The sequence below is a fragment of the Oerskovia sp. NPDC057915 genome, assembly GCF_042887685.1.
Classification (GTDB): Bacteria; Actinomycetota; Actinomycetes; order Actinomycetales; family Cellulomonadaceae; genus Oerskovia.
This window is the reverse complement of record NZ_JBHVOS010000001.1, coordinates 167979-193568: the sequence shown is the minus strand read 5'-3', so window position 1 is coordinate 193568 and position 25590 is coordinate 167979. Positions and strand designations below refer to the sequence as shown.

The window sequence follows — 25590 nt, the reverse complement described above, 5'->3', positions numbered from 1 at the left end:
CCTTGGCCTCATCCTCGATGGCCTCGCGCACCGACCAGGTCGACCTGCCGACGCGGGTCCCCCCGCCCGGCCGGCGGCAGGCTCCATCCGTCGTTCGTCCCCGCGGGGAACCGCCCCCCGGCGGGCGGGCGCCGCAGCGCCATCACCACGAGCGGCGCCACGAGCGCCGCGACCACGACCAGCCTCATCACCAGCTCCACGATGTCCATGCGTCCAGCCTGGCGGCCCGCGAGGGCGGGCACGAGTGGCAGGAGAGACAGGTGTCGACAAGATCCTGCCACGGGCGTAGCGTCGAAGGATGTTGCGCACAGTGGCGGCCGTCGTCGCCGACGGACTGGCCCCGTTCGAGTTCGGCGTCGTGTGCGAGGTGTTCGGCCTCGACCGCACGGACGACGGCGTGCCCCTGGTCGACTTCCGCGTGTGCGGCCCGGTCGCGGGTCAGCCGGTGCGCACCAGCATGGGCGCCTCGCTGGTCCCCGACCACGGGCTCGACGCCCTCGAGGACGCCGACCTGGTCGCGATCCCCGCACTCACGATCCGCGACGAGTACCCACCGGAGATCGTCGACGCCCTGCGCGCGGCCCACGCCCGTGGAGCGGTCCTGCTGAGCGTCTGCTCTGGCGCCTTCCTCCTCGCCGCGGCGGGCCTCGTGGACGGGCGCCGCATCACGACGCACTGGCGCCATGCGGAGGACCTCAAGGCACGGTTCCCGCAGGTCGACGTAGACCCCGACGTCCTGTTCGTCGACGACGGCGACATCGTCACGAGCGCAGGGACGGCCGCCGGGATCGACGCGTGCCTGCACATCGTGCGCAAGGAGTTCGGCAGCGCAGCGGCCAACGCGATCGCACGCCGCATGGTCGTCCCGCCCCAGCGCGACGGCGGCCAGCGCCAGTACATCGACCGCCCCGTGCCGGTGTGCGAGGAGCAGAGCATCCGCGACGTGCTCGCCTGGATGAACGAGCACCTCGAGGAGCCGCAGACCGTCGAGGACCTCGCGCGGCGCGCCCACCTGTCGGCACGGACGTTCGCGCGGACGTTCGTCGCCGAGACCGGCACGACGCCCATGCAGTGGCTCGTGACCCAGCGTGTGCACCACGCCCGGACGCTGCTCGAGGAGTCGGGGCTCGACCTCGAGGAGATCGCGCGCCTGAGCGGGTTCGGGTCGGCCGCGCTGCTGCGGCACCACTTCCGCCGCGCGGTCGGCGTCCCGCCGACGGACTACCGCCAGACGTTCCGTCACGCGTCCTGACCACCCGCACCCCGGTGAGGCGTGCGCCGAGCGGGCGCTCCGCCGTCGGGCCGTGTCCCACGTTGCACGACGGCGCCACGCACCTAGGGTCGAGAGGGTCAGGTCCCGTCCGACGTGAGGTGCGCACATGACCATCCCCACCACTCTGCTCTCGTCCGGCCACGAGATGCCGCTCCTCGGCCTCGGGACGTGGCCCCTCGACGACCACGCGTCGGCGAAGGCCGTGGCCGGCGCGATCGGGCTGGGGTACCGGCTGATCGACACGGCGTCGCGCTACGAGAACGAGATCGGCGTCGGGCAGGGCATCGCGGCGTCGGGCGTCGACCGCGCGGAGCTGTTCGTCACGACCAAGCTCCGCGGCGCCGACCAGGGGTACGACGCGACGCGCGACGCCCTGCGCGGGAGCCTCGACCGCCTGGGCCTCGACTACGTGGACCTCTACCTCGTCCACTGGCCGCTGCCCCGCCTCGACCGCTACGTCGAGTCCTACCGGGCGATGATCGACCTCGCCGCCGAGGGCCTGATCCGCAGCATCGGCGTCTCGAACTTCCGTGAGCACCACATCGACCGGCTCGTCGCCGAGACGAGCCACGTCCCCGCCGTGAACCAGATCCAGCTCTCCCCCGCGCTGGCACGCACGGGCCTGCGACGCTTCCTCACCGAGCGCGGGATCACGGTCGAGGGCTGGAGCCCGCTCGGGCAGGAGGAGGGCGTGCTCGACGAGCCGGTGATCCAGGAGATCGCTGCGGTCCACGATCGGACCGTGGGGCAGGTGGTGCTGCGCTGGCACGTGCAGCAGGGGATCGTGACCATCCCGAAGTCGGCGAGCCCCGAGCGGCAGCGGGCGAACGCGGAGATCTTCGACTTCACGCTCACCGAGGACGACATGACCAGGATCGCGGCCCTCGACCGGGGCGAGGACGCGGCACGCGACTCCGACGAGCACGAGGAGCTCTGATGAGCGACCTGCCGACCGTCACCGTCCTCGGCACGGGCACCATGGGGACCGGTGTCGCCCACTCGCTCCTCCGCGAGGGCTTCGAGGTGACGGTGTGGAACCGGACCGCGTCGCGTGCGGCGCCCCTCGCCGACGCCGGGGCCCGCGTCGCCCCGACCGCGGCTCAGGCGGCCCACGGGGCCGACGTCGTCCTGAGCATCCTGTTCGACGCCGAAGCCGTCCTCGAGGTCCTGGACGCGGCGGGGCCCTCGGTGGGCACCGGAGCCGTGTGGGTCCAGGCCTCGACGGTCGGGCGTGAGGGCACCGCCCGGATCGTCGAGCGCGCCCGACAGCTCGGCGTGACCCTCGTCGAGGCCAACCTGCTCGGCACCAGGCAGCCGGCCGAGGACGGTCGGCTCGCGGTGCTCGCCGCCGGGGACCCCGACGTCCTGGCCGGCATCGCCCCCGTGCTCGACGCGATCTCGGCCAAGGTCGTGATCGCCGGGACCGAGGTGGGACAGGGCACGGCCCTCAAGCTCGCGTGCAACGCCTGGCTCGCCACGATCACGGCCGCGACCGCCCAGTCGATCGCGCTCGCCCGTGCCGAGGGCATCGACCCGCACCTGTTCCTCGACGCCATCGCAGGCGGTGCGTCCGACTCCCCCTACGCCCACCTGAAGGGCACCGAGATGATCACGGGCGAGTTCGCACCGCAGTTCGCGCTCGACGGGCTGCGTAAGGACATCGGGCTCATCTCGCAGGCCGCAGAGGGGGCAGGGCTCGACCCGGCGCTCCTCGACGCCCTGTCGAGCCTGTACGCGAGCGCGGCCGCGCGCGGGCACGGGGGCGACGACATCGCCGCGGTCTACACCGCGTTCGGCGCGCCGCACGCGGGAACGTGACGACGGCCGTCCCGGACAGGACGGTGTCGGGCAGGGTGGTCTCGGGCGGAGCGGCGGGGCCGACCTCTGGGAGCGCCGACTCGGGCCGGGCGGCCCCGAGCCGACCTCAGGCCGCCGCGCGCCCGTGCCGCCAGTACCCGATGAAGTCGACGTTGGCCTTGGGGACGCCTCGATCGTTCACGAGGTGCCGTCGCGCCCCGGTGACCAGGCCCGACTCCCCCACGACGTACGCGTAGACCTCGCCGGACGGCAGGTCGGCCGTGGTCAGCGTGCCGAGCGCGAGCCGCCCGGGGATCGCGTGCGGGTCGCCGCCGCGCTCGTCGCGCGCGACCCACCGCAGCTCGACCCCGGCCGGGACCCGGAAGTCCTGGGCGTCGGCCGCGTGCGGGAGCTCGACGATCGCGAGCCCGCGTGCGTCGTCGGGCAGCGAGGCGCAGATGCCCGCGACCGCGGGAAGCCCCGTCTCGTCCGCGACGAGCAGCGTCCAGTCGTGCGGGACACGCGGGTTGTACCCGACCCCCTGGTCGAGGATCCCGACGGGGTGCCCGGTGCGCGCGCCGAGCGCGAACGCCGACGCGGGACCGCCGTCCTCGTGCGCGACGAAGTCGATGTCGAGCTCGCCCGCGGACGGGCGCGCGTCGCGGACCGTGTAGTTGCGCACCCACGGCCGCCGCGCCTTGGGGGTCGCGAGGTACTGCACGTACCAGAGCCCCGACGTCGCTGTCGGCAGCCGCAGCGACTCCTGGTCGTCGCGGGGCAGGAACAGGCGGAACCACTGGTCGAACCCCATCGGAGCGAACCGCTCGAGGCCCTCGCCCCCGATCGTGACCCGCACCATCGACGGGCTCACCCGCCGCGAACCGACCACCTCGGCCGCGACGACCTGCACGACGGACGGCTTGACCATCTGGAACCCGGCCACGACTCTCCTCTGCTCGAAAGAAGGCCAGGCTAACCTAAGTCCCGGGCAACCCGCACCCAACCTCCGTGCTTCCTCCACGCCGATCGGGATGTCACACGTAGACTCTGACCATCTGTACAACGGGCATCTCGCTCACCCCGCGGCTGGGAAGTCGACCCCCAGCCCTGTGAGGGACGTATGACCGACGCAGCAGTCCTCCCCGGATTCCGCCCGACGAAGCCGCGCAACGGCGACGGGACCAGCATCACCAGCACCTATACCGAGCTCTCCAAGCGCATCCGCGAGGCCGGGTTGCTCGAACGGACGCACGGCTACTACGGCTGGGTCGCGGCGATCCTCACGCTCGCTCTCGGCGGCGCCGTCACGGGATTCGTGCTCCTGGGCGACTCGTGGTTCCAGCTCCTCGTCGCGGGCGCACTGGGCCTGATCCTCACGCAGTTCGCGTTCCTCTCGCACGAGGCCGCGCACCGCACGATCCTCACGTCGGGTCCCGCGAACGACCGCGTCGGACGGTTCCTGGCCAACGGCGTCGTCGGCATCAGCTACTCGTGGTGGATGAACAAGCACACCCGCCACCACGCGAACCCGAACCGCGTCGGCAAGGACCCGGACATCGAGACCGACACCATCTCGTTCCTCGAGGAGAGCGCGGCCGAGCAGAAGGGCTTCCTCGCCCTCATCACGCGCCACCAGGGCTGGCTGTTCTTCCCGCTTCTGACGCTCGAGGGCATCAACCTGCACATGATCTCGATCCGCTCGCTGGTCTCGTCGGCGAAGAGCCGGGCACGGACCATGGAGCTCGTGACCATCGCGGTGCGCCTCACGCTCTACGTGGGCGTCGTGTTCTGGTTCCTCCCTCTGGGCATGGCCTTCGCATTCCTCGGTGTACAACTGGCGGTCTTTGGTGTGTACATGGGCGCGTCGTTCGCGCCCAACCACAAGGGCATGGCGATCATCCCCGCGACGAGCAAGCTCGACTTCCTGTCCAAGCAGGTCCTGACCTCGCGCAACATCACGGGCGGGCGCGTCATGAACGTCCTCATGGGCGGCCTCAACTACCAGATCGAGCACCACCTGTTCCCGAGCATGCCCCGCCCCCACCTCGCCAAGGCCCGCCTCATGGTCCGCGAGCACTGCGCACGCCTGGGCATGCCGTACACCGAGACCAACCTGCTCGCGTCGTACGCGATCGTCGTGCGCTACCTCAACCGCGTCGGGCTCGCGGCCCGCGACCCCTTCGACTGCCCCCTGTTCAACCAGCTCCGCAAGGTCTGAGCCCCCTCACCCCGCTCCTGTCAGAACCACCGTGACGCCGAGGTCACGCTCGTCCTGACACCTCGGGTCCGGTACGGTCGAGCGCCCGCACCGGCTGCCGCAGCACCGTCCGCAGCTTCTCGGGCGCCGTCCGGCGCACGTCGCTCAGGTAGATCTCGTGGTGCGGTCCGTTGAACGTCAGCCCGTGCGCGGGCAGGTACTCGTCGTGCAGACGGGCGAGCGTGGGCGCCTCGTCGTCGTAGGACCCGACGTGCAGGACCTGCACCGCGTCGCCCTCGTCGTACGTCGCGAAGCGCACCCGGTCGAGCGCGAGCAGCCCCTTCTTGCGGCGTGTCGCCTCGGCCACGTCGGCCACGAACGCGTCGGTGAGCCAGTCGGGCTGCAGGACCATGAGCGTCCAGCTCCACGCGTCCTTCTCGCGGCGCACGAACGAGGCGGGATCCTCCGCGGTCCACAACCCCTCGAGCGGCCCGACGACGTAGTCCCTGCCCAGGTCCTTCTTGCTCGCGAACTTCGTGGCGTACGAGAGCGAGAACAGCGCCTCGACCGCCTCGGCGTACGCCGGGGCCGTGTTCGGGTCGCCCTCGCCGTCGATCTGCAGGAACGCGAGCGGCGGCACCACGACTCGCGTGAGCTCCCGGGGCGGCGCGTACAGCTCGCGGTGCTCCTTGCGCAGGTCGACCTTGTCCATGGGGGTCCTCCGGGTTCACGAACGACGGATGGCGGGCGGCACGCACCCTCGAGCGGTCGCGACCATGCTCACCCGGCCCCGCAGGGCGGGCGACCCGAGCGCACCTGGTGCGCGGCGCCGTCGGGCCGGAACGACGAGGAGGTGAGCCACGTCGCTCTGCCTGACGACGTCGCCCACCTCCTCAGCCTCCCTCGCCCCGCGCGGGTTCGCACTCCCGCGCCGGGCCTCAGAGCGCCTGGATGATGTTCTCCACCTGGTCCTTGGCGTCTCCGAAGAGCATCGCGGTGTTGTCCTTGAAGAACAGCGGGTTCTGGACCCCTGCGTACCCCGTGGCCATCGACCGCTTGAACACGATCACCTGCTTCGCGTTCCAGACCTCGAGCACGGGCATGCCCGCGATGGGCGAGCCGGGATCGTCGAGCGCCGCCGGGTTGACCGTGTCGTTGGCACCGATGACGAGCACGACGTCGGTGTCCGACAGGTCGCTGTTGATCTCGTCCATCTCGAGGACGATGTCGTAGGGCACCTTGGCCTCGGCGAGCAGCACGTTCATGTGCCCGGGCAGACGCCCCGCGACCGGGTGCACCCCGAACCGGACCTCGATGCCGCGCTCGCGCAGCCGACGCACCAGGTCCGCGACCGGGTACTGGGCCTTGGCGACCGCCATGCCGTAGCCGGGCGTCACCACGACCGAGCGTGCGTGCTTGAGCAGGTCGGCGACCTCCGCCGCCTGGATCTCGTGGTGCTCGCCGTAGTCCTGGTCCGAGGCCACGACCGTGCCGCCCTCGGCGCCGAACCCGCCCAGGATCACGCTCACGAACGAGCGGTTCATGGCCTTGCACATGATGTAGGACAGGATCGCACCCGAGGACCCGACGAGGGCACCGGTGATGATGAGCAGGTCGTTGCTGAGCATGAAGCCCGCAGCTGCCGCGGCCCACCCGGAGTACGAGTTGAGCATCGAGACGACGACCGGCATGTCGCCACCGCCGATCGAGGCGACCAGGTGCCAGCCGAGCGCGAGCGCCACGACCGTCATGAGGATCAGCGGCAGCAGCCCGTGACCCGCGATGAACCAAGCCATGAGGCCGCCCGAGGCGACGAGCGCCCCCAGGTTCCACCAGTTGCGCCCCGGCAGCATGAGCGGGTTCGACCGGATGCGCGCCGACAGCTTGAGGTACGCCACGATCGAGCCCGTGAACGTCACGGCGCCGATGAGCACGCCCAGGAAGACCTCGACCAGGTGCACGACGTCACCCTGCTCGGTCAGGTACGAGTTGAAGCCGACGAGCACCGCCGAGAGACCCACGAAGCTGTGCAGGAGCGCGATCATCTCGGGCATCTGCGTCATCTCGACGCTGCGCGCCCGCCACGTCCCGACGACCGCGCCGATGAGGAACACCATCGCGATGAGCAGCAGCGTCACCATGACGGGACGCTCGCTGTCCTTCAGCGCGAGCGCGACCGTGGCCACGAGGGCCAGCCCCATGCCGGTCATGCCGAGGAGGCTGCCGCGACGGGCCGTCTCCTGCTTGGACAGGCCCGCGAGGCTGAGGATAAACAGGACGGCTGCGATGACGTATGCAGCCTGGACCAGGGAGGTCAGCACGGGTCAGGCCTCCTTCCGGAACATGCCGATCATGCGGTAGGCCACGAGGAACCCACCGAAGATGTTGACGGAGGCCAGGGCGGCCGCGACGAAGGCGATCGTGGTGACCACCCAGCTCGAGTCGCCGATCTGCAGGAGCGCGCCGACCAGGATGATCCCGGAGATCGCGTTCGTCTGGGCCATGAGCGGGGTGTGCAGCGAGTGGCTCACGTTCGAGATGACGTAGTAGCCCACGACCACCGCGAGCGCGAACACCGTGAAGTGCCCCACGAACGCGGGCGGCGAGAACGTGATGGCCAGCGCGGCCAGGACCGCGGCCAGGGCGTACCCGACCGCCCGGCGGGTGCCACGCCGTCGGGCGGCGTCGAGAGCGGTCGCCGCGTCGAGCGCGGCCTGAGCCTCGTCGACCACGGTCGGCGTCGGGGCCGCGGGTGCGGCCGCCGAGACCGCCACCGGGGGCGGGGGCCACAGCACCTCGCCGGCCCGCGTGACCGTCATGCCGCGCAGCACCTCGTCGTCGAGGTCGAGCACGACCTGCCCGTCGCCGCCCGGGGTCAGGAGCTTGAGCAGGTTGACGATGTTCGTGCCCACGAGCTGTGACGTGTGCTTGGGCATGCGGCTCGTGAGGTCGGTGTACCCGAGTATCACGACGCCGTTCTCCGTGACGACGCGCTCCCCCGGCACCGTGAGCTCGCAGTTGCCGCCGCCCGAGGCCGCGAGGTCCACGATCACGCTGCCGGGCCGCATCGCGGCGACCATCTCGGTACTGATCGTGCGAGGCGCACGTCCGCGCACCAGGGCCGTCGTGATCACGATGTCGGCACGCGCGCTCTCCGCCGCGTACATCTCGGCGGTGAGGCGCTCCTGCTCGGCGGTCAGCGCGCTCGCGTAGCCGTCGGTGCTGACCTCCTGGCGCGCGCCCTCGGCCTGGACGAACTCCGCGCCCATCGACTCGATCTGCTCGCCGACCTCGGGTCGCACGTCGAACGCCCGCACCTGCGCGCCGAGGCTCGCAGCCGTGCCGATCGCGGCGAGACCCGCGACGCCCGCACCGATCACGAACACGGTCGCGGGCGCCGTCTTGCCTGCCGCGGTGACCTGGCCGGCGAACATGCCGCCGTACTCCTCCGCGGACTCGATCACCGCGCGGTACCCCGCGACGTTCGACATCGCGCTCAGCACGTCGAGCGACTGGGCACGCGAGATGCGCGGCACGGCGTCGAGGGCCAGGGCCGTGACGCCGTGGCCCGCGAGCTGCTGCACGAGGGCCTCGTTCGCGCCGGGCGCCAGCATCGCGACCAGGGTGGCCCCCTCGCTCAGCGACGCGACCTGCTCGGCCGACGGGCTGTTGACGACCGTGACGACGTCCGCCCCCCACGCCTGCGCGGCGTCACCCAGGGTCGCGCCCGCCTCCACGTACGCCTCGTCGGGACAGCTCGCGCGCTCACCGGCGCCGCGCTCGACCACGACGTCGTACCCCAGGCCCACGAGCTGGGCCACCGTACGGGGCGTCGCGGCGACGAGCCGCTCGCCGGGACGGGTCTCTCTGGGCACGCCGATGCGCATGCTGACCTCCTTGCTCGGATGGCTGCACGGTATCGGTACGGCAAAGGATCCGCCGCAAGGCACGCATCGTGGACGAATGTCGTCCACGCGGATCACGGTCCGGGGGGCGAGACGGGTGGTGCGGTCCGAGACGGGTGCGTGCGTCGGCGACGCAGGGACCCGTCTCGGACGGGAGCACCCGTCTCACCTCGCGGCGCGCGCCCCGCCACCTGCCCGACGGCGCCAATCACCTGGTGCGAGCCGCTCGCCGCTGGCTAGGGTCGCGTCATGAGCGCATCCGGTCCGCCCGACGCACGCGGGCGACTCGTCGAGGACCCGTTCGACCACCGCGTCACCGCGGCCGGGACCGTCCTGGCCTACCGGGGTGGACGACTGGTCGCGACGATCTCCGGCGCCCGGGCCGAACGGCTGATCACCGCTCTGGAGACCGCCGACGAGGACCGGACGCAGCACCTCCTGGCGCGGGCGACCGGGAACTACCGCCGGGGGAACGAGCGGCGGTGACCACGTCGGGCCGCGTCAGCGGCCCTCTTGGCCCTGGCCACGAAGGCCACTGTCTGGCACGTACTCCAGGAGGGCCGGCAGACCCCGATGGTCGGTGGAGGTCTCCATCGTCATCACCACACGCCTCCCGGACGTGTCGCCGAGCCACACCATGAATCGCTCGAGGGACGCGAACGAGGTCTCGTCAGTGACGTCGCGGGGATCGAAGGTGAACTCGATCTCCTCGTCGTCGAAGAAGTAGCAGGTGAGCCAGAGGTCGTCCACCCGCACCGACAGCCTGACCGACATCTCGCCGTCGACCGCGAGTCGGTCGAACAGCTCCGGAATGCTGCCCAGCACCTTGCGTTCGCCCTCCGGTGCGCTCAGCGCGATGTCGACCGACCATCCGGTGGTCGAGAGCGAAGACACGACGCGCTGCCAGTCGTCGACGTCTGTGTCGGCGATCCAGAGGTCGCGCAGCGCGCCATCGACGACGAAGTGCTCTCGTCGGTAGTGCATCTCGCCCTCCGCGGCTTCGATTCGAGGGAGCATGCGCTCATCTGCTCGATGATCGTCGACACCCTAGCCGCGGCGGCCCGTTCCGGCTAGCACGAAGCCCTCTTCGCTGTCGGGCAACGGCTCGCCGACCGGTTCTGTGACGCTTCCCAGCGAGAGATCGACTCCGCGTTGGTCCTCCTCGCGCCGCTGCTCGCCGAGGCTCCCGGTCCGCTGCGCGCCGCACTCGCGCAGTACGTCGGCTCCCTCGTCGGCATGGACGGCGACGCGACCCGCGTCCTCGACACCCTGGTCGCGCGCGCGTGCACGGCGCTGGAGAGCGCCCACCTCTTCGTATCGCTGCACGAGGAGCTCGTCGTCCCCCGTGCCCGAGCGCACGGACTGCGGAGATCGCGAGCACGAGGCTTTCGGATCCGCGCCGGCCCCCACCTCGACGATCCACGCACGGTCGCCAGCGGGTGGATGCATGCCGACGAGGGCACACCGGACGAGATCCCACGAGTGGGCGGTGTCCGCATCGTCGTCCTCGATCCGCACCCCTACCAGCGTGCCTGGGACTCCGCCCCCCCCCCCCCCGTCGCTCGCGACGGTAGAGGCCATCGCGCTCACACACACCAAGGCTCGCGCGTGGACGACCTGGATCGAGCCGTCGATGTCCTTCGGTGAGACCACGCGCTCCGCGGGACCTGCCGAACGGACCGACGACATGTCAGCGTCCTTCCCTCCGGGGCGCACCGCGGCTGAGATCGTCGACCTCGTCCGAGCGTTCAGCGAGAGGCCATGAGGTGATGGCCCACCGCGCCGAGGTCATGGCACGGCCTCCGCCCACCAAGAGGGCGAACCGCTCACCCGTGACGTACACCACATTCATCCTCTAGCGGGTGAAACCACGCCCCGGACAACGACGAAGGCCGCCTCCCTCGCGGGAGACGGCCTTCGTGTCGGGTGGAGCTGAGGGGACTCGAACCCCTGACCCCCTGCATGCCATGCAGGTGCGCTACCAGCTGCGCCACAGCCCCAGAACCATTGCTGGCCCCGTGCTCCCGTGAGGTTTTCCCCCTCGGAAGCATCGCTAGTTTATGCCGAAGTCGGCTGGAAAATCCAATCGGGTCCGGACGCCCACTCGTCGAGCGAGAAGTCGGCTCCGACGTTGTGCGCGACGAGCCTCCACGCGGGGTGCGCGTTGGCTCCCGAGCGCTGGAGCTGGGACCAGTGGACGTTGTTCAGCCCGGAGATCCCCCGCCAGGTCGACGGGTCCAGCCCGAGCAGGGCGGTGATCGCGAGCGTGATCGCCGCGCCGTGCGAGACGACGACGAGCGTGTCCTTCTCGTCCAGCGCGCCGGCGTGCTCGGTCACGGCCTCGACCATGCGGGCCGCGACGTCGGCCCGGGACTCGGCTCCCGCTCGCGCGGGTTCCTCGCCACGGCGCCATGCCGCGTACTCGTCGGGCCAGCGCTCGGCGAGCTCCTCACCCGTCATGCCCTCCCACTCGCCGAACCCCCGCTCGCGCAGGCGCTCGTCGAGAGCGACGGACAGCCCCGTCGCCTTCCCGTAGTACCCCGCGGTCTCGGCGGCGCGCGTCAGGTCGGACGCGACGACGACCGTCGCGGCGTGCGCGGCCGCGAGCGACCGGGCCCCTTGCTCCGCCTGCCAGTGGCCGACGGCGTCCAGCGGGATGTCGACCTGCCCTTGCAGGCGCATGGCCGCGTTGTACTCGGTGCGCCCGTGGCGCAGGAAGACGACGGTGCGAGCGCTCACGCCTGCGCGTCCTCCGCGAGGTGGATCGAGCCGTCGGACACGGCGTCCTCGGACGAGGACCCGTCTCCGCCACGTGCGTCCTCGGGCAGCTCGATGACGGGGCAGTCCTTCCAGAGGCGCTCGAGCGCGTAGTAGACCCGGTCCTCCGAGTGCTGGACGTGCACGACGATGTCGCCGAAGTCCAGCAGGACCCAGCGAGCCTCTGACTTGCCCTCGCGGCGGATGGGCTTGACCCCGACCTTGTGCAGCTCTTCCTCGACCGCGTCCACGATCGCGGACACCTGCCGCTCGCTCGTTCCCGAGGCGATCAGGAAGACGTCCGTGAGCACGAGCTGCTCACTGACGTCCAGGGCGATGATCTCTTCGGCCTTGCGGTCCGATGCGGCGCGAGCCGCGATCACCGCAAGCTCGACAGCGCGTTCCGTTGCAGTCACGACTCTCCGTGTGTTTGTCTCGGGGCCTGTCAGGAGGACAGGCCGTGGTGATACGTAGGGCTCGAGGCCAGTGCCTCGATGCCGACCGGGGCGGCGGGCTCGGCGATGCTCGGCCCTTCGCCCAGGAGGAGCTTCCAGATCAGCAGCCCCAGGACGAAGGCCACGGCGATGAGGATCAGGTAGTGCAGCCAGGTGTACGCGTGGCCGGGGGGCCGCTCGTGGACCTCGTCGTCCTCGTCGTCGTCCGCGCCGCGGGCCGCAGGGCTCTGGCGGGTGCCGCCGGCGACCGGGAAAGGCGAGGACTCGTCAGGTCCTGGGGACGCGGCGCTCGACGCCCCGGGGAACGGGGAGGCCGGCGCCTGCGGCTGGGCCGGGGCCTGCGTCTCCCACGGGAGGGCGGCGCGGGCGGGCTCCGGGGCCTGCTGGGCGAGCCCGCTCGGCGCGCTCTGCTCCCACGGCAGCGAGGCAGGGGCGGGGGCCGGGGTCGCAGCGGCACGCGGCGTCTCAGGGGCTGGGGTGCGCGAGGCCACCGACTCCCGCGCGGGCGGGAAGGGTGAGGACTGCTGCGCGGGCGGGAACGGCGACGGTGCGCTCTGGGGCGCCGGCTCCGGGGCCGCCGGGCGCGGCTGCGTCGCGAAGGGCGAGGGAGCGGTCGACGGGGCGCGCATGCTCTGGCGGACCGGGGGCGTCATCCCGGGAGGCGGGGACTGCGCGGGGCGGATCGCGACCCGCTCGGCAGTCTCCTGGATCGGCGTGAGCCGACCCGTCTCGTCGACGCCACGCATGCCACCCGTCATCGAGGGCGGGCGGACGACCGGCGCCTGCGCCGAGTGCGCGTCGGAGGGCGTCGGTGCCGACACGTCGCGCATCGACCGCCTCGACGGCGGCGGGCCCGCCGGGGCCGGGGCCGGTGGTGGCGCGTAGCCGCCCGGCGCGGACGGCGCAGCTCCCGCCGCCTGCTCGGCCGCCGCGGCTTCACGCTCGCGGATCTCTCGGCGCGTCAAGGGGCGGACGGGCTGCATGCTCCCGTGCTGATCACTCATGATGCTGATCCTCTGTACAGGCCGTGCTTCGCGATGTACTGGACGACTCCGTCCGGCACCAGGTACCAGACCGGCTGGCCGGCCTCCGCCCGCTGCCGACAGTCGGTCGACGAGATGGCGAGCGCCGGGATCTCCAACGTGGAGACGACCCCGGGCGGCAGGCTGTCGACGCTGAGCCGGTGCCCCGGACGGGAGACCGCCACGAAGTGTGCCATCTTCCAGAGGTCGTCGGCATCCTTCCAGGTGAGCATCTGCTCGATCGCGTCGGCGCCGGAGATGAAGTAGAGGTCCGCCTCAGGTCGTTGCTCGCGCAGGTCTCGCAGCGTGTCCACGGTGTAGGTGAGCCCCGGGCGGTCGACGTCGACCCGGCTCACGGTGAAGCGCGGGTTCGAGGCCGTCGCGATGACCGTCATGAGGTAACGGTGCTCGGGGGCGGTGACCTTCTGGTGCTGCTTGAAGCTGGGCTTGCCGGTGGGGACGAAGATGACCTCGTCGAGCTCGAAGCGGGCAGCGGCCTCGCTCGCAGCGACGAGGTGGCCGTGGTGGATGGGATCGAACGTGCCACCCATCACCCCGAGCCGGGGCCGCCTGCTCGCCGTCATCGTCGAAGGATCCACCAGGGCCGGGGTCAGTGGCGGGTACCGACGCTGCGGAAGGCGTAGGTCACGAGGAGCAGGCCGACGAGCACGCCGAAGGCGACGACACCGAACCCGACGGGCGGGATCGGGAGGTGGGTGACGGCTTCGGCGTTCTCCTGGGCAACCTGTGCGGCAGCAGCGAGCACGATGTCCTCCTACGGGTTCTTGAGCGTGGTGCGTGGTCAGCGGGTGATCGGCGCCGGGCGCTGATCGTCGTCCAGTCTCTCACGGTCGTGCAGGACGGTGAGCAGCATGTGATCAGGGCCGCACGTGGCCGTCCCCGTGCACGACCCACTTGGTGGTCGTGAGCTCGGCGAGCCCCATGGGGCCGCGCGCGTGGAGCTTCTGCGTCGAGATGCCGATCTCGGCGCCGAGCCCGAACTGCGCCCCGTCGGTGAAGCGGGTCGAGGCGTTGACCATGATCGCCGCGGAGTCGAGCTCGGCCACGAACCGCTCCGAGGAGCCCAGGTCACGGGTCACGATCGCCTCGGTGTGGCCCGAGGTCCAGGTGCGGATGTGCTCGAGCGCGGCGTCCAGGTCCGGGACGACGCGCACCGCGATCTCGGGGGCGAGGTACTCACGGGCCCAGTCGTCGTCGGTCGCGGCGAGGATCTCGATGCCCTCGGGGGCGAGCTCGGCCGTCCGGGGGTCGCCGTGCAGCACGACGCCGGCCGCGTCGAGGGCCGCGAGCGCCGCGGGCAGGAACTGCGGAGCGGCGTCGGCGTGGACGAGCAGCGTCTCGGCCGCGTTGCAGACACCGACGCGCTGCGTCTTGGAGTTGAGCAGGATCTCCAGGGCGCTGGCCTGGTCGGCGGACGCGTCGACGTACACGTGGCAGTTGCCGACGCCGGTCTCGATCACGGGCACCGTGGACTCGCGGACGACGGTCTGGATGAGGTCCGCTCCCCCGCGCGGCACGAGCACGTCGACGAGGCCACGGGCGTGCATGAGCGCGACGGCGCCGGGGCGCCCGTGCCGGTCGATCGACTGGACGAGGTCCGCGGGCAGCCCCTGGGCCGCGAGCGCGCGGCCCAGGACGTCGACGATGACCTCGTTCGAGCGCGCGGCGGCCGAGCCGCCGCGCAGGATCACGGCGTTGCCGCTCTTGAGCGCGAGGCCCGCGGCGTCGACGGTCACGTTGGGGCGTGCCTCGTAGATCATGCCGACGACGCCCATGGGTACGCGCACCTGGCGCAGTCGCAGGCCGTTGGGCAGCGTCGAGCCGCGCACGACCTCGCCGACCGGGTCCGGCAGCCCGGCGAGCTCGCGCAGCGCGTCCGCAATGGCGACGATCCGCTCGGGCGTGAGCGCGAGGCGGTCGAGGAGCCCGGCGGAGGTGCCGTTCTCCCGTCCCCGCTCGAGGTCCTGCGCGTTGGCCGCGACGATCTCCTCGGTCGCCGCGACCAGGGCGTCGGCGAGCGCGTGCAGCGCAGCATCCTTGGTGGCTCGCGTCGCGGTCGCGAGCGTGCGCGAGGCCGTCTTGGCGCGGCGCGCCGTGTCCTCGACGTCGCGGGCGACGGACGGCGCGGGGGCCGTGGGGTCGTCCGCCTGCGGGGTGCCCGTGACGGTGGTCGCGGGCTGGTCGAGGTCGGAGGCGGGGCTGAGCGCGGTCATGCGACGAGCCTACGACGCACGAGCGGTGCCTGTCTGCGGCGTCCGTGGGTCGGCGCGGTCATCCGCCGAGGAGCTCCATCTGGGGGTGCCGCTGCCCGCGGACGTCGTCCCGCGGCCAGAGGGCGCCGATCGCCTCGACCTCGTCCGGGCTCAGGCGCACGCCGGCGGCGCCCACGTTCTGCTCGAGGTACGCCCGGCGCTTGGTCCCGGGGATGGGCACGACGTGCTCCCCCTGGGCGAGGAGCCACGCGAGGGCGAGCTGCGCCGTCGTGACGTCGCGCGCCTCCGCGACCTCCTCGAGTCGCGCGACGAGGGACCGGTTGTGCGCGAAGTCGTCGCCGCGGTAGCGAGCGTGCGCGCGCCGGACGTCGTCGGCCGCGAATCCCTCGGTCACGTCGACCGTCCCGGTGAGGATGCCGCGCCCCAGCGGGGAGAACGGCACGAACCCGATGCCGAGCTCGGTGAGCGCGGGCAGCACCTCGTCCTCGGGGTCGCGCGTCCACAGCGAGTACTCGCTCTGGACCGCGGTCACGGGGTGCACCGCGTGCGCACGGCGGACCGTCTCTGCCGAGGCCTCCGAGAGCCCGACGTGCAGCACCTTGCCCGCCGTGACGAGCTCGGCGAGCGCACCGACGGTGTCCTCGACCGGGACCTGGGGGTCCACGCGGTGCAGGTAGTAGAGGTCGAGCCGGTCCGTGCCGAGGCGGGCCAGGCTCGCGTCGATCGCACGACGCACGTACTCGGGGCGCCCGTCGACGGGTCGACCGTCGGGGTGCCCGCCGGCTGGCGGGAGGCCCAGCTTGGACGCGATGACGATGTCGTCGCGGTGCGGCCCGAGGACCCGTCCGAGCAGCTCCTCGTTGCGGCCGTGGCCGTAGACGTCGGCCGTGTCGAACAGCGTGACGCCCGCGTCGAGGGCCGCGTGCAGGGTGTCGATCGCCTCGCGCTCGTCGGCCGGTCCGTAGGCGTCGGTAGCGGACATGCCGCCGAAGCCGATCGCGGAGACGACGAGCGGGCCGGCGGGTGCGGCACCGCCGAGGGTGCGGGTGGGAAGGCTCATGGCCCGCACCCGATCACCCGGGAGCCCCCGTGGCAAGCCTTTCGCCGCCCCTCTCACATCGCGAGAAGGTGGGCGGGATCAGACCGGCTGGAACGTGGCCTCGGCCGCGGGGACCTCGACGGCGTCCCGACGGCGCCGCGCGAGCACGTCGTCGAGCACCGAGCACGCCGTGGCCACCACGGCGAGGAGCGCGGTGGCCACGATCGCGCCCGCGAGCCCCGCGTCGTACCCCCGGGTGGCGACGCCACCGACGAACGCCCCGGTCATCCCCGCGATGCACACGGTCGCCGAGATCCGCTGGGAGACCTGGAGCATCCCGGCGGCGACGCCGTGCTGCCCGGCGGGAGCCCGGTCGAGCGTGAGGGCCTGGTTGGTCGACATGCTCAGGCCCCCGGTGACCCCGGTGAGCACCTGCCCGACGACGAGGCTCACCACCACGAACCGGTCCGGCAGGAGCAGCACGGCCAGGAGCGTCGCGACCGCGACCGGCACCTTGGCGGCGATCGCGCCGCTCACGCCGGCCCGCCCGAACCGTCGCACGAGCCGCCACGAGAGGTTGGCCGCGACGACCGACGCGAGGGCGCCCGGGGTCGTGACCAGCCCCGCCTCGAACGGGGTGAGCCCAGCCCCTTCCTGGAGGTAGATCATGAGGACGGCAGAGAACCCCAGCGCCGAGCCGAACGTGCACGTCGCCACGAGGCACCCGAGCGCGAAGCCCGGCGCCCGGAGCAGCTCGGGCGAGAGCACCGGGCTCCGGCCCGAGCGGGCGTGCCGTCTCTCCCACCCGACGAGAGCGACCGCACCCACGACGGCCACGCCCGCCCAGGGCGCGCGGGCCATCGGCGACCCGGGCAGGACGAACGGGACGAGCAGGCCGAGCGCGGTCACGGTGAGGAGGGCCAGGCCCACAGGGTCGAGCCCCGGAGCCGCTCCGGCCCGTGGACCGGTACGAGGCACGAACCGCGCGCACAGCGCCGCGGCGGCCAGCGCGAACGGCAGCGTGAGCACCAGGGAGAACCGCCAGCCCGTCGGCCCCGCCACGGCGAGCACGAGCCCGCCGACCAGCGGCGCGATCACGGCCGCGAACGCACCGGTCGACGCATACGCCCCCAGCGCGCGTGCACGGGCCGGGCCCGCGAAGTGGTCCTGGAGCAGCCCGATGACCTGCGGGTTGGCCATGCCCGCCCCGAACCCCTGGACGAGACGAGCCACGACCAGCACGTCCGCGTCCTGCGCGCTCGCGCTCACGACGCTCGTCAGCGCGAACAGGACGAGCCCGGCCACGAGGAACCACACGCGCCCGAACCGGTCCCCCAGGCGTCCCGCGGGCACCAGCGCGATCCCGAACGTCAACGAGTAGCCCGCGAGGATCCACTGGAGCTGAGCCGTGCTCGCCCCGAGACCGTCGCGCAGCGCGGGCGCCGCGACCGTGAGGACCGCGGAGTCGAGAAGGGTCGTGAAGCCCGTGGCCAGGCAGACGAGCAGGACACGGGTCTGGAGCGGGGTGCGAGAGCCTTCGCCGGCGGTCACGACGTCCCGGCGTCCGAGAGCGCACGACGCCCCGGGATGGCCGCGACCAGCTCGCGCGTGTACTCCTCGCGCGGGTCGAGGAGGATCCGGTCGGCCGTCCCCGTCTCGACGAGACGCCCCCGGTGCATCACGCCCACATGGTCGGCCACCCGCCGGACCACCGCGAGATCGTGCGAGATGAAGAGGTACGCCAGCCCGTGCTCGGCCTGGAGCACGCTCAGCAGGTCGAGGATCTGGGCCTGGACCGAGACGTCGAGCGCCGAGACCGGCTCGTCGAGGACCACGAGGTCGGGGCGCAGCGCCAGGGCGCGCGCGATCGCGACCCGCTGGCGCTGCCCGCCCGACAGCTCGCGCGGCCCCCGCCCGAGCGAGGCCGCCGGGAGCGCGACCTGGTCGACGAGCTCGCGCACCCGGGCCCGGCGCTCGCGGGCGTCCCCCACCGAGTACGCGCGCAACGGCTCCTCGACGATCTGCTCGACCGTGAAGCGAGGGTCGAGCGACGCGTAAGGACTCTGGTAGACGACCTGGAACCGTCGGCGGAGCCTGCGCAGCTCCTCGCCGCGAGCGGCCGTGAGGTCCGTCCCGTCGAGGACCAGCGAACCGGCTGTCGGCTGCTCGAGACGCAGCACCAGGCGCGCCGTCGTGCTCTTGCCCGAGCCCGACTCGCCCACGAGCGCGAACGTCTGCCCCGCGTGCAGGTCGAAGCTCACGTCGTCGACCGCGACCAGCGAGCGCGTCGCGGCCCCACGCGGCAGCGCGAACTCCTTGCGCAGCCCCCTCGCCTCGAGGAGCGGGGCCGACGACGCGACCCGGGCGCCGTCGTCGGGCCCGGCACCTGTCCGCGACGTGGTCCGCGCGCCGGGACCCGACCCCAGGCGGGCGCTCGCGAGGCTCGGCGCCGCCGCGATGAGCTCGCGCGTGTACGGGTGCTGCGGGTCCGCCAGGACGCTGCGCGCCGCCCCCTCCTCCACGACCCGGCCGTGCCGCAGGACCACGATGCGGTCGGCCCGGTCGGCGGCGACCCCCAGGTCGTGCGTGATGAGGAGCACCGCGGTGCCGAGCGTCGAGCGCAGCAGCTCGATGTGGTCGAGGATGCGGCGCTGGACCGTGACGTCGAGCGCGCTCGTGGGCTCGTCGGCGATCACGAGGTCGGGCCCGGCGGCGATCGCTATCGCGATGAGGACGCGCTGCCGCATCCCGCCCGAGAGCTGGGACGGGTACTGGCGCGCGCGAGCGGCCGGGTCGTCGAGGCCCGCCTTCTCCAGGAGCTCGACCGCGCGTCCGCGCGCCTCGCGACGACGCGCGAGGCCGTGGATCACGAGGACCTCCGCGACCTGGTCGCCCACGCGCTGGACCGGGTTGAGCGAGACGGTCGGGTCCTGCGGGACGAGCCCGATCCGACGACCCCGGACGTCGCGCCACCCGCCCTCGCTCAGCCGGGTCAGGTCCTGCCCGCCGAAGCGGATCGTGCCCGACGTGCGGCGCCCGCCGCGCGGCAGCAGGTTGATGACCGCATGGGCCGTGGTGCTCTTCCCGGACCCCGACTCGCCCACCAGCGCCACGACCTCGCCCGCACGCACCTGGAGCGAGACGCCGTCGACGGCGGGCGCGTCACCGCCCGTCGTCGTGCGGTAGGCGACGTGAAGGTCCTGGACGTCCAGCAGGACGTCGTCGTGCACGGGGACGCTCATCGGTCCTCTCCGTCCTTCTCGAGCGAGCGGGAGATGCGGTTGGCCGACAGCACGACCGCGACGATCACGAGCCCCGGCAGCGTCGTGAGCCACCACGCGGCGGCGAGGTAGTCGCGCCCGCCGGACACGAGCGCACCCCACTCCGGGGTCGGCGGCGCGGCCCCGTAGCCCAGGAAGCTCAGAGCAGAGATCGCGAGAACCGACGACCCCAGCTCGAGCGCGGTCAGCGCGACCACCGGACCCGCCGAGTTGGGCAGGACGTGCCGCCGCAGCACGGTGTACCAGCGCACGCCCGACGCGCGAGCCGCCTCGACGTACGCCGTCGACGACGTCCGCAGCGCCTCCGCACGCATCACGCGAGCGAACGCGGCGATCGTCGTGATGCCGACCGCTATCGCCACCTTGACCGTGCCGAACCCCAGCACCGTGATGATCGCGAGCGAGAGCAGCAGGCTCGGCACCGCGAGCAGCACGTCGACCACGCGCCCCACCACGTCGTCGACCCACCCGCGCAGGAACCCTGCGAGCAGGCCGAGCAGCGAACCGACCGAGAGTCCCAGCGCGACCGCGATCACGGTCGCGCTCAGCGACAGCCACGAGCCGTGCACCACCCGGGCGTACACGTCACGCCCCAGGTGGTCCGTACCGAACAGGTGCTCGGCGCTCGGCGCCTGCAGACGGTCCGTCGGGACCCCCGTGATCGGGTCCTGGGACGCGAAGACGCCGGGGGCGAGCGCCCACGCGACCACGAGCAGAAGGAACAGCACCGCGAGCAGCAGGCCGGGCCGGCGCAGCACCGCGAGCACAGCCCCTCCGAGCGTTCGCAGCGACGAGCGCGCTCCCCTGACGCGCCGGCGCGCGGTGTCGAGCGCGGCCGGGTCGGCGAGCGCGGCCGGGTCGGCGAGCGCGGCCGGGTCGGCGAGCGCGGCCGGGTCGGCGAGGAGCGTCCGAGGACGCTCGCCCGGCCCGTCGGGCGCGGCCGCGTCCGGGGACGAGGTCTCCGGGACGGTGTAGGTGTCGAGTCGTGCGGTCATGATGTCCTCCTCCGTGCCCTCACGCCGCGGCGGAGGGCTGGCGGGTGGTGATCCGGGGGTCGAGCACGGGGTAGAGCAGGTCCACCAGCAGGGTCACGACGACGAAGACCACCGCCGAGAAGACCACGATCGCCTGGACCACGGGCACGTCCTGCTGGTTGACCGCGGTCACCGTCAGGCGACCGATCCCTGCCCGGGAGAAGACCGTCTCGGTCACGACCGCGCCGGCCAGGAGCCCCCCGACCGTCACGCCGAGCACGGTGAGCGCCGGGATGGACGCGTTGCGCAGAGCATGACCGAAGTGCACCCGGACACGCCCCGCCCCCTTGGCCCGGGCCGTCTCGACGTACGGCTCGGCCAGGGTCTGGCGCAGGCTGCGCGAGAGGACCTGCGCGAACGCGGCGCTCGCGGGGATCGCGAGCGTGAACGCCGGCAGGACGAGGCTCTCGAACCCCTCGTTCCCCATGGCGGGGAACAGCCGGAGCTCGAACGAGAACCACTGGAGCAGGAGCAGCCCCACCCAGAACGTCGGCAACGAGATGCCCAGGGCCGGCAGCGATGCGAGCGCGTGCCGGAGCCAGCGGGCACGCGGGAACGTGCTCGCGAGCGCGAGCGCCGCTCCCCCGACGAGCGCGAGCCCCAGAGCGAGGGCCGTGAGCTGGAGCGTGGGCGGCAGCGCCTCGGCGAGGAGCTTCGTGGCGGGCGCCCCCGACGAGAACGAACGCCCGAAGTCCAGGTGCAGCGCACCCCAGAGCCCGTGGGCGTACTGGACGAGGACGGGGCGGTCGAGTCCCTGCTCGGCGCGCAGGCGCGCGACGAGCTCGGGGTCCGAGAGGTCGCCGTCGGCCCCGGCCGCCTTGATCGAGGCGGCGTCGCTCGGCAGGACGTAGAGCAGGAAGAACGAGATCGTGAAGGCCGCCCAGAGGACGAAGCCTCCCTGCCCCAGGCGGCGGGCGATGTACCGGCCCATGGTCGGCTCCTCTCGGGTGGGGACGCGCAGATGGCGATGCGTGGTTGCGGCCGCGCGGTGGGACGCAAAGGGGGCGCGCGGTGGGGGCGCGCGGGTCGTCTGGAGGGATCGGCGGCCGAGCATCGGCGCGGCGGGACGCGTCCTGCGCGTCCCGCCGTCCCGGGGCTCAGTCCTGCTGGACCCAGGCGCCGTAGAAGTCGAGGCGGGTCGAGGCCTCGAAGCCCAGGCCGTGGACCGTGTCGGCCGCGGCGATCGTGGTCGACAGCTCGTAGACCGGGATCGAGTGCCCCTGCTGCACCAGGAGACGCGCGGCCTCGGTCACGAGCTCCTGCCGCTCGGCCACGTCGGTCGACGCCGCCGAGCGGTCGAGCAGGTCGTCGACCTCCTCGGGCGCCCGCTTGTTGATGTTGCGCGCGTTGGCCGAGAAGATCGTGCGCAGCACGTCGGGATCCGAGCGCGTCAGGTTGTAGTAGTCGAAGTCGAAGTCTCCGGACTTCTTGAGCTCGGTGGACTCGGCGACCGTGACCTGCTTGAGCTGGAGGTCCACGCCGATCTTCGCGAGCTGCTGCTGGACGAGCTCGAGCGGCTCGGCCACCTGCCAGAACGTGACCGTGGTGGACAGCCGCTGGCCGTCCTTGACCCGGACACCGTCGGCGCCCTTGACCCAGCCGGCGTCGTCGAGGAGCTGTTCGGCACCGTCGGGGTCGTACGCCAGGTCGTCCGAGACGTCGGCCCACAGCGGGGTCGAGTGCGACAGCACGCTCGTCGCGGGCTCGTCCTGCGGGGTCAGCAGCGTCGCGGCGATCTCCTCGCGGTCGATGCCCTTGCTGATCGCCTGCCGCACCGCCGGGTCGGCGGCGAGCGGGCGCGACTCGTTGGGGAAGAGGTTGAAGACGACGCCCGGGTTCGCCCGGTACGCGAGCCAGAAGCCGTTGCCGTCGAACTGCGGCAGGTCGACCGTGCTGATGGCTGCGGTCGCGTCGATCTGTCCCGAGAGCAGGCTGCCGGTGCGCACGCTGGCCTCGGGCACGAACTTCACGGTCACGGTGTCGAGGTATGCCTCCCCCGTGTGGTCGTCGGCCTCCGAGGCCCAGTCGTAGCCCGCGACCTTCTCGAGCACGACCTCCTGGTCGAACGTGTAGGACTTCACCGCGAACGGCCCGGAGCCCACGAACTTCCCGGCGCACCGGTCCTCGACGCTGAGCGCGGCGGACGCGGGCGAGAGCAGACCGAGCGAGAAGGTCGAGGACGCCTGGAGGAACTGGGCGCTGGGTGCCGAGAAGTCGACCCGCACGGTGCGAGGGTCCACGACCGTGGTCCCCTCGTACCCGACGAGGTAGGCCGAGCCGAGCGAGGCCGCTGCACCGAGCTCGACGATCTTGTCGAAGTTCGTCTTGACCGCGGCCGCGTCGATCGGCGTGCCGTCGGCGAACGTCGGTCCCTCGCGGAGCGTGAACGTGAAGCTCGTCGCGTCCGCGTCGACCTCCCAGCTCTCCGCGAGCCACGGCAGGATCTCGCCCGTGTCGGGGTCCTGCGCGGTGAGCGAGGCCACGGTCTGACGGGCCGAGGCGATCGCGTCGTTGTTCCCGACCTGCTGCGGGTCGATGCAGTGCGAGTCGACCGTGACCGCGAAGGTGAGGTTGCCGCCCGGGACGGGCTCCGCCGTCGGGCCGGGGGACGTGCCGTCCGCCGTGCTGCCACCACCGGTGCCGCACGCCCCGAGCAGGAGCGCGGTCGCGGCGACGGAGGCCGCGGTGAGCGCGCGGCGGGACGGGGCCGTGCGGCCACCGGGGCCCGAGGGCCAGGTCGAGAGGGACATGCGAGAGGTGCTCCTTCGGTCGTGCGCGCCGTCCGTCCGGCATGGCCGGGGCGCTGAGGGGTCGCCGACGGACCGTGGGTGCGTCGGATCGACGCCGGGCTCACGGTGAGCGGCGGTGGGGAGCCGTCGTGGGACGGCGGAGGCGGGACGCGGCGTGGTGTCGGCCGTGCGTCAGGTGCGGCCGGGGTTCAGCAGCGGGTCAGGGACAACAGCGGCCGAGGGGTCCGGTGCCGCCGAGGCAGCGCTCCACCCTGCGGTCGTGCTCCTGTTCCGTGCCGAGTGCGCGCATCGCCCGTTCCTCCGTGTGCTTACCGCGCCCGACGGGTCGCGGTCAGGTACCACCCGGAGCACCCCGTCACGTCGAAGGGTTGCTGGCCAGCGAGCCGGGTCTTGGCGCTGGCGCTCTTCACCTGCCGCACAGGAAAGCCTCCCGCGGTCGGAGAGTCAAGGGGTGAGAGGGCCGTCCCACAGGTTGAGACACCCCGAGCGCGCAACGGGGCCCGGACGACCCTGGAGGCGGGTCGCCGGGCCCCGTCCGGGGTCGAGCAGGGGTGAGGACCCCGGTCAGTTCGCCTTGCGCTTGCGCCCGACGAGCACGAGGTCGTCGCGGTGCACGATCTCGCGGTCGTACCCCTCGCCCAGCCGGTCGCGCAGCTCGTGCGTCGAGCGCCCGAGCAGGTCGGGGATGTCGCTCGAGTCGAACGCGACGAGGCCGCGCGCGATCACGCGCCCGTCGGGCGCGACGAGCTCGACGGGGTCGCCCGCGTCGAAGTCACCGGTGACGCCGACCACGCCCGCGGGAAGCAGCGACGCCCGCCCGCCCAGGACCGCGGTGACCGCTCCCTCGTCGAGCTCGAGGCGTCCGCGCGTGCGGGCCGCGTGCGCCAGCCACAGGCGCCGGCGCGTGGTGCGCTTGCCCGTCACGGCGAACCAGGTGCCGACCTCGCGCCCGGCGAGGGCGCCCTCGGCGTGCGCGGCCTTGGTCAGGACGACCGGGATGCCCGAGCCCGTCGCGATGCGCACCGACTCGAGCTTGGTGAGCATGCCGCCCGTCCCGATCGAGCTGCCGCGTCCCGTGACCTCGATGCCCTCGAGGTCGAGCGCGGACCGGACCTCGCGGATGCGCTGGGTGCCGGGGCGTGAGGGCGGGCCGTCGTAGAGGCCGTCGACGTCGGTCAGCAGGACCATCGCGTCGGCGCGCACCAGGTGCGAGACCAGGGCTGCGAGGCGGTCGTTGTCCCCGAAGCGGATCTCGTCGGTCGCAACCGCGTCGTTCTCGTTGACGACCGGCACGATCCCCAGGTCCAGGAGCCGCTCGAGCGAGCGCTGCGCGTTGCGGTAGTGCCCGCGACGGATGGTGTCCTCGGCCGTGAGGAGCACCTGGCCCACGCGGATGCCGTACTCGGCGAACGCCTGCGCGTACCGGGCGACCAGGAGCCCCTGACCCACCGAGGCCGCGGCCTGGGCCGTCGCGAGGTCGCGCGGTCGTGCGCTCAGGCCGAGCGGCCCGATCCCTGCGGCGATCGCTCCCGACGTCACGAGCACGACCTGCCCGCCCGCCGCGTGGCGGGCCGCGATGACGTCGACGAGCGCGTGGAGGGCCGGGACGCTGAGGTGCCCGTCCGGTCCGGTGAGGGAGGAGGAGCCGATCTTGACGACGACCCGGTGGGCCGTGGCGACCTGGGAGCGGGCGGAGAGCGCATTCACGGGCTCATCATCCCGCGCCGGGCGCCCGGACGGGGCGCCGTGTCAGCGTGTGACACCTCACGGTGGGACGCCGTGGGCAGCGCGCCGTCCCTTCCGGCCCCGACGACGTCGCTCCCCTCCGGGCGCCCGTCCCGCCTGC

25 protein-coding genes, 1 tRNA gene and 1 riboswitch are annotated in these 25590 nt (G+C 72.7%); of the genes, 5 read left to right on the top strand and 21 right to left on the bottom strand.

The features are described 5' to 3' along the window. Positions 1-8 precede the first annotated feature (8 nt). Positions 9-209, bottom strand: a complete 201-nt coding sequence (locus tag ACFVQ3_RS00930; protein WP_387633954.1) for a hypothetical protein — start codon at positions 207-209, stop codon at positions 9-11. An 89-nt stretch (positions 210-298) separates the two neighbouring features. Between ACFVQ3_RS00930 and ACFVQ3_RS00925 the strand changes: the two genes are divergently transcribed. From ACFVQ3_RS00925 to ACFVQ3_RS00915, 3 genes are all read left to right on the top strand, one after another. After that, positions 299-1252 carry a helix-turn-helix domain-containing protein gene (locus ACFVQ3_RS00925; RefSeq protein ID WP_387633952.1) on the top strand — a complete coding sequence of 318 codons (954 nt, stop codon included), beginning with the start codon at positions 299-301 and terminating at the stop codon, positions 1250-1252. A 127-nt stretch (positions 1253-1379) separates the two neighbouring features. Continuing rightward, positions 1380-2210, top strand: a complete 831-nt coding sequence (locus ACFVQ3_RS00920) for an aldo/keto reductase (protein WP_387633950.1) — start codon at positions 1380-1382, stop codon at positions 2208-2210. Next, positions 2210-3091 (top strand): NAD(P)-dependent oxidoreductase, encoded by an 882-nt coding sequence (locus tag ACFVQ3_RS00915; protein WP_387633948.1) that lies wholly within the window; start codon positions 2210-2212, stop codon positions 3089-3091. Before ACFVQ3_RS00920 ends, ACFVQ3_RS00915 begins: the two co-directional genes overlap by 1 nt. Before the next feature lie 106 nt (positions 3092-3197). On the opposite strand, the gene ACFVQ3_RS00910 is transcribed toward ACFVQ3_RS00915, so the two are convergent. Beyond that, positions 3198-4013 carry a siderophore-interacting protein gene (locus ACFVQ3_RS00910; protein WP_387633946.1) on the bottom strand — a complete coding sequence of 272 codons (816 nt, stop codon included), beginning with the start codon at positions 4011-4013 and terminating at the stop codon, positions 3198-3200. 177 nt (positions 4014-4190) lie between these two features. Between ACFVQ3_RS00910 and ACFVQ3_RS00905 the strand changes: the two genes are divergently transcribed. Continuing rightward, on the top strand, positions 4191-5288 hold the full coding sequence (locus ACFVQ3_RS00905) for a fatty acid desaturase family protein (protein WP_387633944.1): 1098 nt from the start codon (positions 4191-4193) through the stop codon (positions 5286-5288). Positions 5289-5331: 43 nt separating this feature from the next. On the opposite strand, the gene ACFVQ3_RS00900 is transcribed toward ACFVQ3_RS00905, so the two are convergent. The 3 genes from ACFVQ3_RS00900 to ACFVQ3_RS00890 form a co-directional block, all read right to left on the bottom strand. Then, positions 5332-5979 (bottom strand): GyrI-like domain-containing protein, encoded by a 648-nt coding sequence (locus ACFVQ3_RS00900; protein ID WP_387633942.1) that lies wholly within the window; start codon positions 5977-5979, stop codon positions 5332-5334. Positions 5980-6205: 226 nt separating this feature from the next. After that, on the bottom strand, positions 6206-7588 hold the full coding sequence (gene pntB, locus ACFVQ3_RS00895) for a Re/Si-specific NAD(P)(+) transhydrogenase subunit beta (protein ID WP_387633940.1): 1383 nt from the start codon (positions 7586-7588) through the stop codon (positions 6206-6208). A 3-nt stretch (positions 7589-7591) separates the two neighbouring features. After that, positions 7592-9154, bottom strand: a complete 1563-nt coding sequence (locus ACFVQ3_RS00890; protein WP_387633938.1) for a Re/Si-specific NAD(P)(+) transhydrogenase subunit alpha — start codon at positions 9152-9154, stop codon at positions 7592-7594. Positions 9155-9421: 267 nt separating this feature from the next. Between ACFVQ3_RS00890 and ACFVQ3_RS00885 the strand changes: the two genes are divergently transcribed. After that, the gene (locus ACFVQ3_RS00885; protein ID WP_387633936.1) at positions 9422-9658 is read left to right on the top strand and encodes a hypothetical protein; all 237 of its coding nucleotides are present in this window, start codon (positions 9422-9424) and stop codon (positions 9656-9658) included. 15 nt (positions 9659-9673) lie between these two features. Here the strand turns inward: ACFVQ3_RS00885 and ACFVQ3_RS00880 are convergent, their stop codons facing one another. The 16 genes from ACFVQ3_RS00880 to proB form a co-directional block, all read right to left on the bottom strand. Next, a complete protein-coding gene (locus ACFVQ3_RS00880; RefSeq protein ID WP_387633934.1) occupies positions 9674-10189 on the bottom strand; it encodes a hypothetical protein in 516 nt (171 codons plus the stop codon). Between the two features lie 30 nt (positions 10190-10219). Beyond that, positions 10220-10861 (bottom strand): hypothetical protein, encoded by a 642-nt coding sequence (locus ACFVQ3_RS00875; protein ID WP_387633932.1) that lies wholly within the window; start codon positions 10859-10861, stop codon positions 10220-10222. A gap of 238 nt (positions 10862-11099) precedes the next feature. Further along, positions 11100-11172, bottom strand: a tRNA-Ala gene (locus ACFVQ3_RS00870). A 58-nt stretch (positions 11173-11230) separates the two neighbouring features. Then, positions 11231-11911 carry a histidine phosphatase family protein gene (locus ACFVQ3_RS00865; protein ID WP_387633930.1) on the bottom strand — a complete coding sequence of 227 codons (681 nt, stop codon included), beginning with the start codon at positions 11909-11911 and terminating at the stop codon, positions 11231-11233. Next, entirely contained in the window at positions 11908-12345 is a 438-nt protein-coding gene (gene rsfS / locus ACFVQ3_RS00860) for a ribosome silencing factor (RefSeq protein WP_138824025.1), read from the bottom strand. The genes ACFVQ3_RS00865 and rsfS overlap by 4 nt, the downstream gene beginning before the upstream one ends. 29 nt (positions 12346-12374) lie before the next feature. Continuing rightward, positions 12375-13388, bottom strand: coding sequence for a hypothetical protein (locus ACFVQ3_RS00855; protein ID WP_387633927.1), 1014 nt, complete (start codon positions 13386-13388; stop codon positions 12375-12377). Next, positions 13385-13990, bottom strand: coding sequence for a nicotinate-nucleotide adenylyltransferase (gene nadD, locus ACFVQ3_RS00850; RefSeq protein ID WP_191794319.1), 606 nt, complete (start codon positions 13988-13990; stop codon positions 13385-13387). The genes ACFVQ3_RS00855 and nadD overlap by 4 nt, the downstream gene beginning before the upstream one ends. 26 nt (positions 13991-14016) lie before the next feature. After that, on the bottom strand, positions 14017-14172 hold the full coding sequence (locus ACFVQ3_RS00845) for a hypothetical protein (RefSeq protein ID WP_164984101.1): 156 nt from the start codon (positions 14170-14172) through the stop codon (positions 14017-14019). A 112-nt stretch (positions 14173-14284) separates the two neighbouring features. After that, a complete protein-coding gene (locus ACFVQ3_RS00840) occupies positions 14285-15640 on the bottom strand; it encodes a glutamate-5-semialdehyde dehydrogenase (protein ID WP_387633925.1) in 1356 nt (451 codons plus the stop codon). 58 nt (positions 15641-15698) lie between these two features. Further along, positions 15699-16700, bottom strand: coding sequence for an aldo/keto reductase (locus ACFVQ3_RS00835; protein ID WP_387633923.1), 1002 nt, complete (start codon positions 16698-16700; stop codon positions 15699-15701). A 78-nt stretch (positions 16701-16778) separates the two neighbouring features. Beyond that, complete coding sequence (locus tag ACFVQ3_RS00830; protein ID WP_387633921.1) at positions 16779-18230, bottom strand: MFS transporter; 1452 nt, start codon at positions 18228-18230, stop codon at positions 16779-16781. Next, entirely contained in the window at positions 18227-19921 is a 1695-nt protein-coding gene (locus tag ACFVQ3_RS00825; RefSeq protein WP_387633919.1) for a dipeptide ABC transporter ATP-binding protein, read from the bottom strand. The genes ACFVQ3_RS00830 and ACFVQ3_RS00825 overlap by 4 nt, the downstream gene beginning before the upstream one ends. After that, entirely contained in the window at positions 19918-20955 is a 1038-nt protein-coding gene (locus ACFVQ3_RS00820; RefSeq protein ID WP_387633917.1) for an ABC transporter permease, read from the bottom strand. The genes ACFVQ3_RS00825 and ACFVQ3_RS00820 overlap by 4 nt, the downstream gene beginning before the upstream one ends. Before the next feature lie 19 nt (positions 20956-20974). Beyond that, positions 20975-21925, bottom strand: coding sequence for an ABC transporter permease (locus ACFVQ3_RS00815; RefSeq protein ID WP_387633915.1), 951 nt, complete (start codon positions 21923-21925; stop codon positions 20975-20977). 166 nt (positions 21926-22091) lie between these two features. Continuing rightward, positions 22092-23744 (bottom strand): ABC transporter substrate-binding protein, encoded by a 1653-nt coding sequence (locus ACFVQ3_RS00810; RefSeq protein ID WP_387633913.1) that lies wholly within the window; start codon positions 23742-23744, stop codon positions 22092-22094. Positions 23745-24043: 299 nt separating this feature from the next. Next, positions 24044-24155: riboswitch (SAM riboswitch) on the bottom strand. A gap of 153 nt (positions 24156-24308) precedes the next feature. Further along, positions 24309-25451, bottom strand: coding sequence for a glutamate 5-kinase (gene proB, locus ACFVQ3_RS00805; RefSeq protein ID WP_387633910.1), 1143 nt, complete (start codon positions 25449-25451; stop codon positions 24309-24311). Positions 25452-25590 lie beyond the last annotated feature (139 nt).

Excerpts from the sequence above, each read along its gene's own strand:
- ACFVQ3_RS00930 (WP_387633954.1), bottom strand. The coding sequence starts at position 209 with ATGGACATCGTGGAGCTGGTGATGAGGCTGGTCGTGGTCGCGGCGCTC.
- ACFVQ3_RS00925 (WP_387633952.1), top strand. The coding sequence starts at position 299 with ATGTTGCGCACAGTGGCGGCCGTCGTCGCCGACGGACTGGCCCCGTTC.
- ACFVQ3_RS00920 (WP_387633950.1), top strand. The coding sequence starts at position 1,380 with ATGACCATCCCCACCACTCTGCTCTCGTCCGGCCACGAGATGCCGCTC.
- ACFVQ3_RS00915 (WP_387633948.1), top strand. The coding sequence starts at position 2,210 with ATGAGCGACCTGCCGACCGTCACCGTCCTCGGCACGGGCACCATGGGG.
- ACFVQ3_RS00905 (WP_387633944.1), top strand. The coding sequence starts at position 4,191 with ATGACCGACGCAGCAGTCCTCCCCGGATTCCGCCCGACGAAGCCGCGC.
- ACFVQ3_RS00900 (WP_387633942.1), bottom strand. The coding sequence starts at position 5,979 with ATGGACAAGGTCGACCTGCGCAAGGAGCACCGCGAGCTGTACGCGCCG.
- ACFVQ3_RS00890 (WP_387633938.1), bottom strand. The coding sequence starts at position 9,154 with ATGCGCATCGGCGTGCCCAGAGAGACCCGTCCCGGCGAGCGGCTCGTC.
- ACFVQ3_RS00885 (WP_387633936.1), top strand. The coding sequence starts at position 9,422 with ATGAGCGCATCCGGTCCGCCCGACGCACGCGGGCGACTCGTCGAGGAC.
- ACFVQ3_RS00880 (WP_387633934.1), bottom strand. The coding sequence starts at position 10,189 with ATGCTCCCTCGAATCGAAGCCGCGGAGGGCGAGATGCACTACCGACGA.
- ACFVQ3_RS00875 (WP_387633932.1), bottom strand. The coding sequence starts at position 10,861 with ATGTCGTCGGTCCGTTCGGCAGGTCCCGCGGAGCGCGTGGTCTCACCG.
- ACFVQ3_RS00855 (WP_387633927.1), bottom strand. The coding sequence starts at position 13,388 with ATGAGTGATCAGCACGGGAGCATGCAGCCCGTCCGCCCCTTGACGCGC.
- nadD (WP_191794319.1), bottom strand. The coding sequence starts at position 13,990 with ATGACGGCGAGCAGGCGGCCCCGGCTCGGGGTGATGGGTGGCACGTTC.
- ACFVQ3_RS00840 (WP_387633925.1), bottom strand. The coding sequence starts at position 15,640 with ATGACCGCGCTCAGCCCCGCCTCCGACCTCGACCAGCCCGCGACCACC.
- ACFVQ3_RS00835 (WP_387633923.1), bottom strand. The coding sequence starts at position 16,700 with ATGAGCCTTCCCACCCGCACCCTCGGCGGTGCCGCACCCGCCGGCCCG.
- ACFVQ3_RS00825 (WP_387633919.1), bottom strand. The coding sequence starts at position 19,921 with ATGAGCGTCCCCGTGCACGACGACGTCCTGCTGGACGTCCAGGACCTT.
- ACFVQ3_RS00820 (WP_387633917.1), bottom strand. The coding sequence starts at position 20,955 with ATGACCGCACGACTCGACACCTACACCGTCCCGGAGACCTCGTCCCCG.
- ACFVQ3_RS00815 (WP_387633915.1), bottom strand. The coding sequence starts at position 21,925 with ATGGGCCGGTACATCGCCCGCCGCCTGGGGCAGGGAGGCTTCGTCCTC.
- ACFVQ3_RS00810 (WP_387633913.1), bottom strand. The coding sequence starts at position 23,744 with ATGTCCCTCTCGACCTGGCCCTCGGGCCCCGGTGGCCGCACGGCCCCG.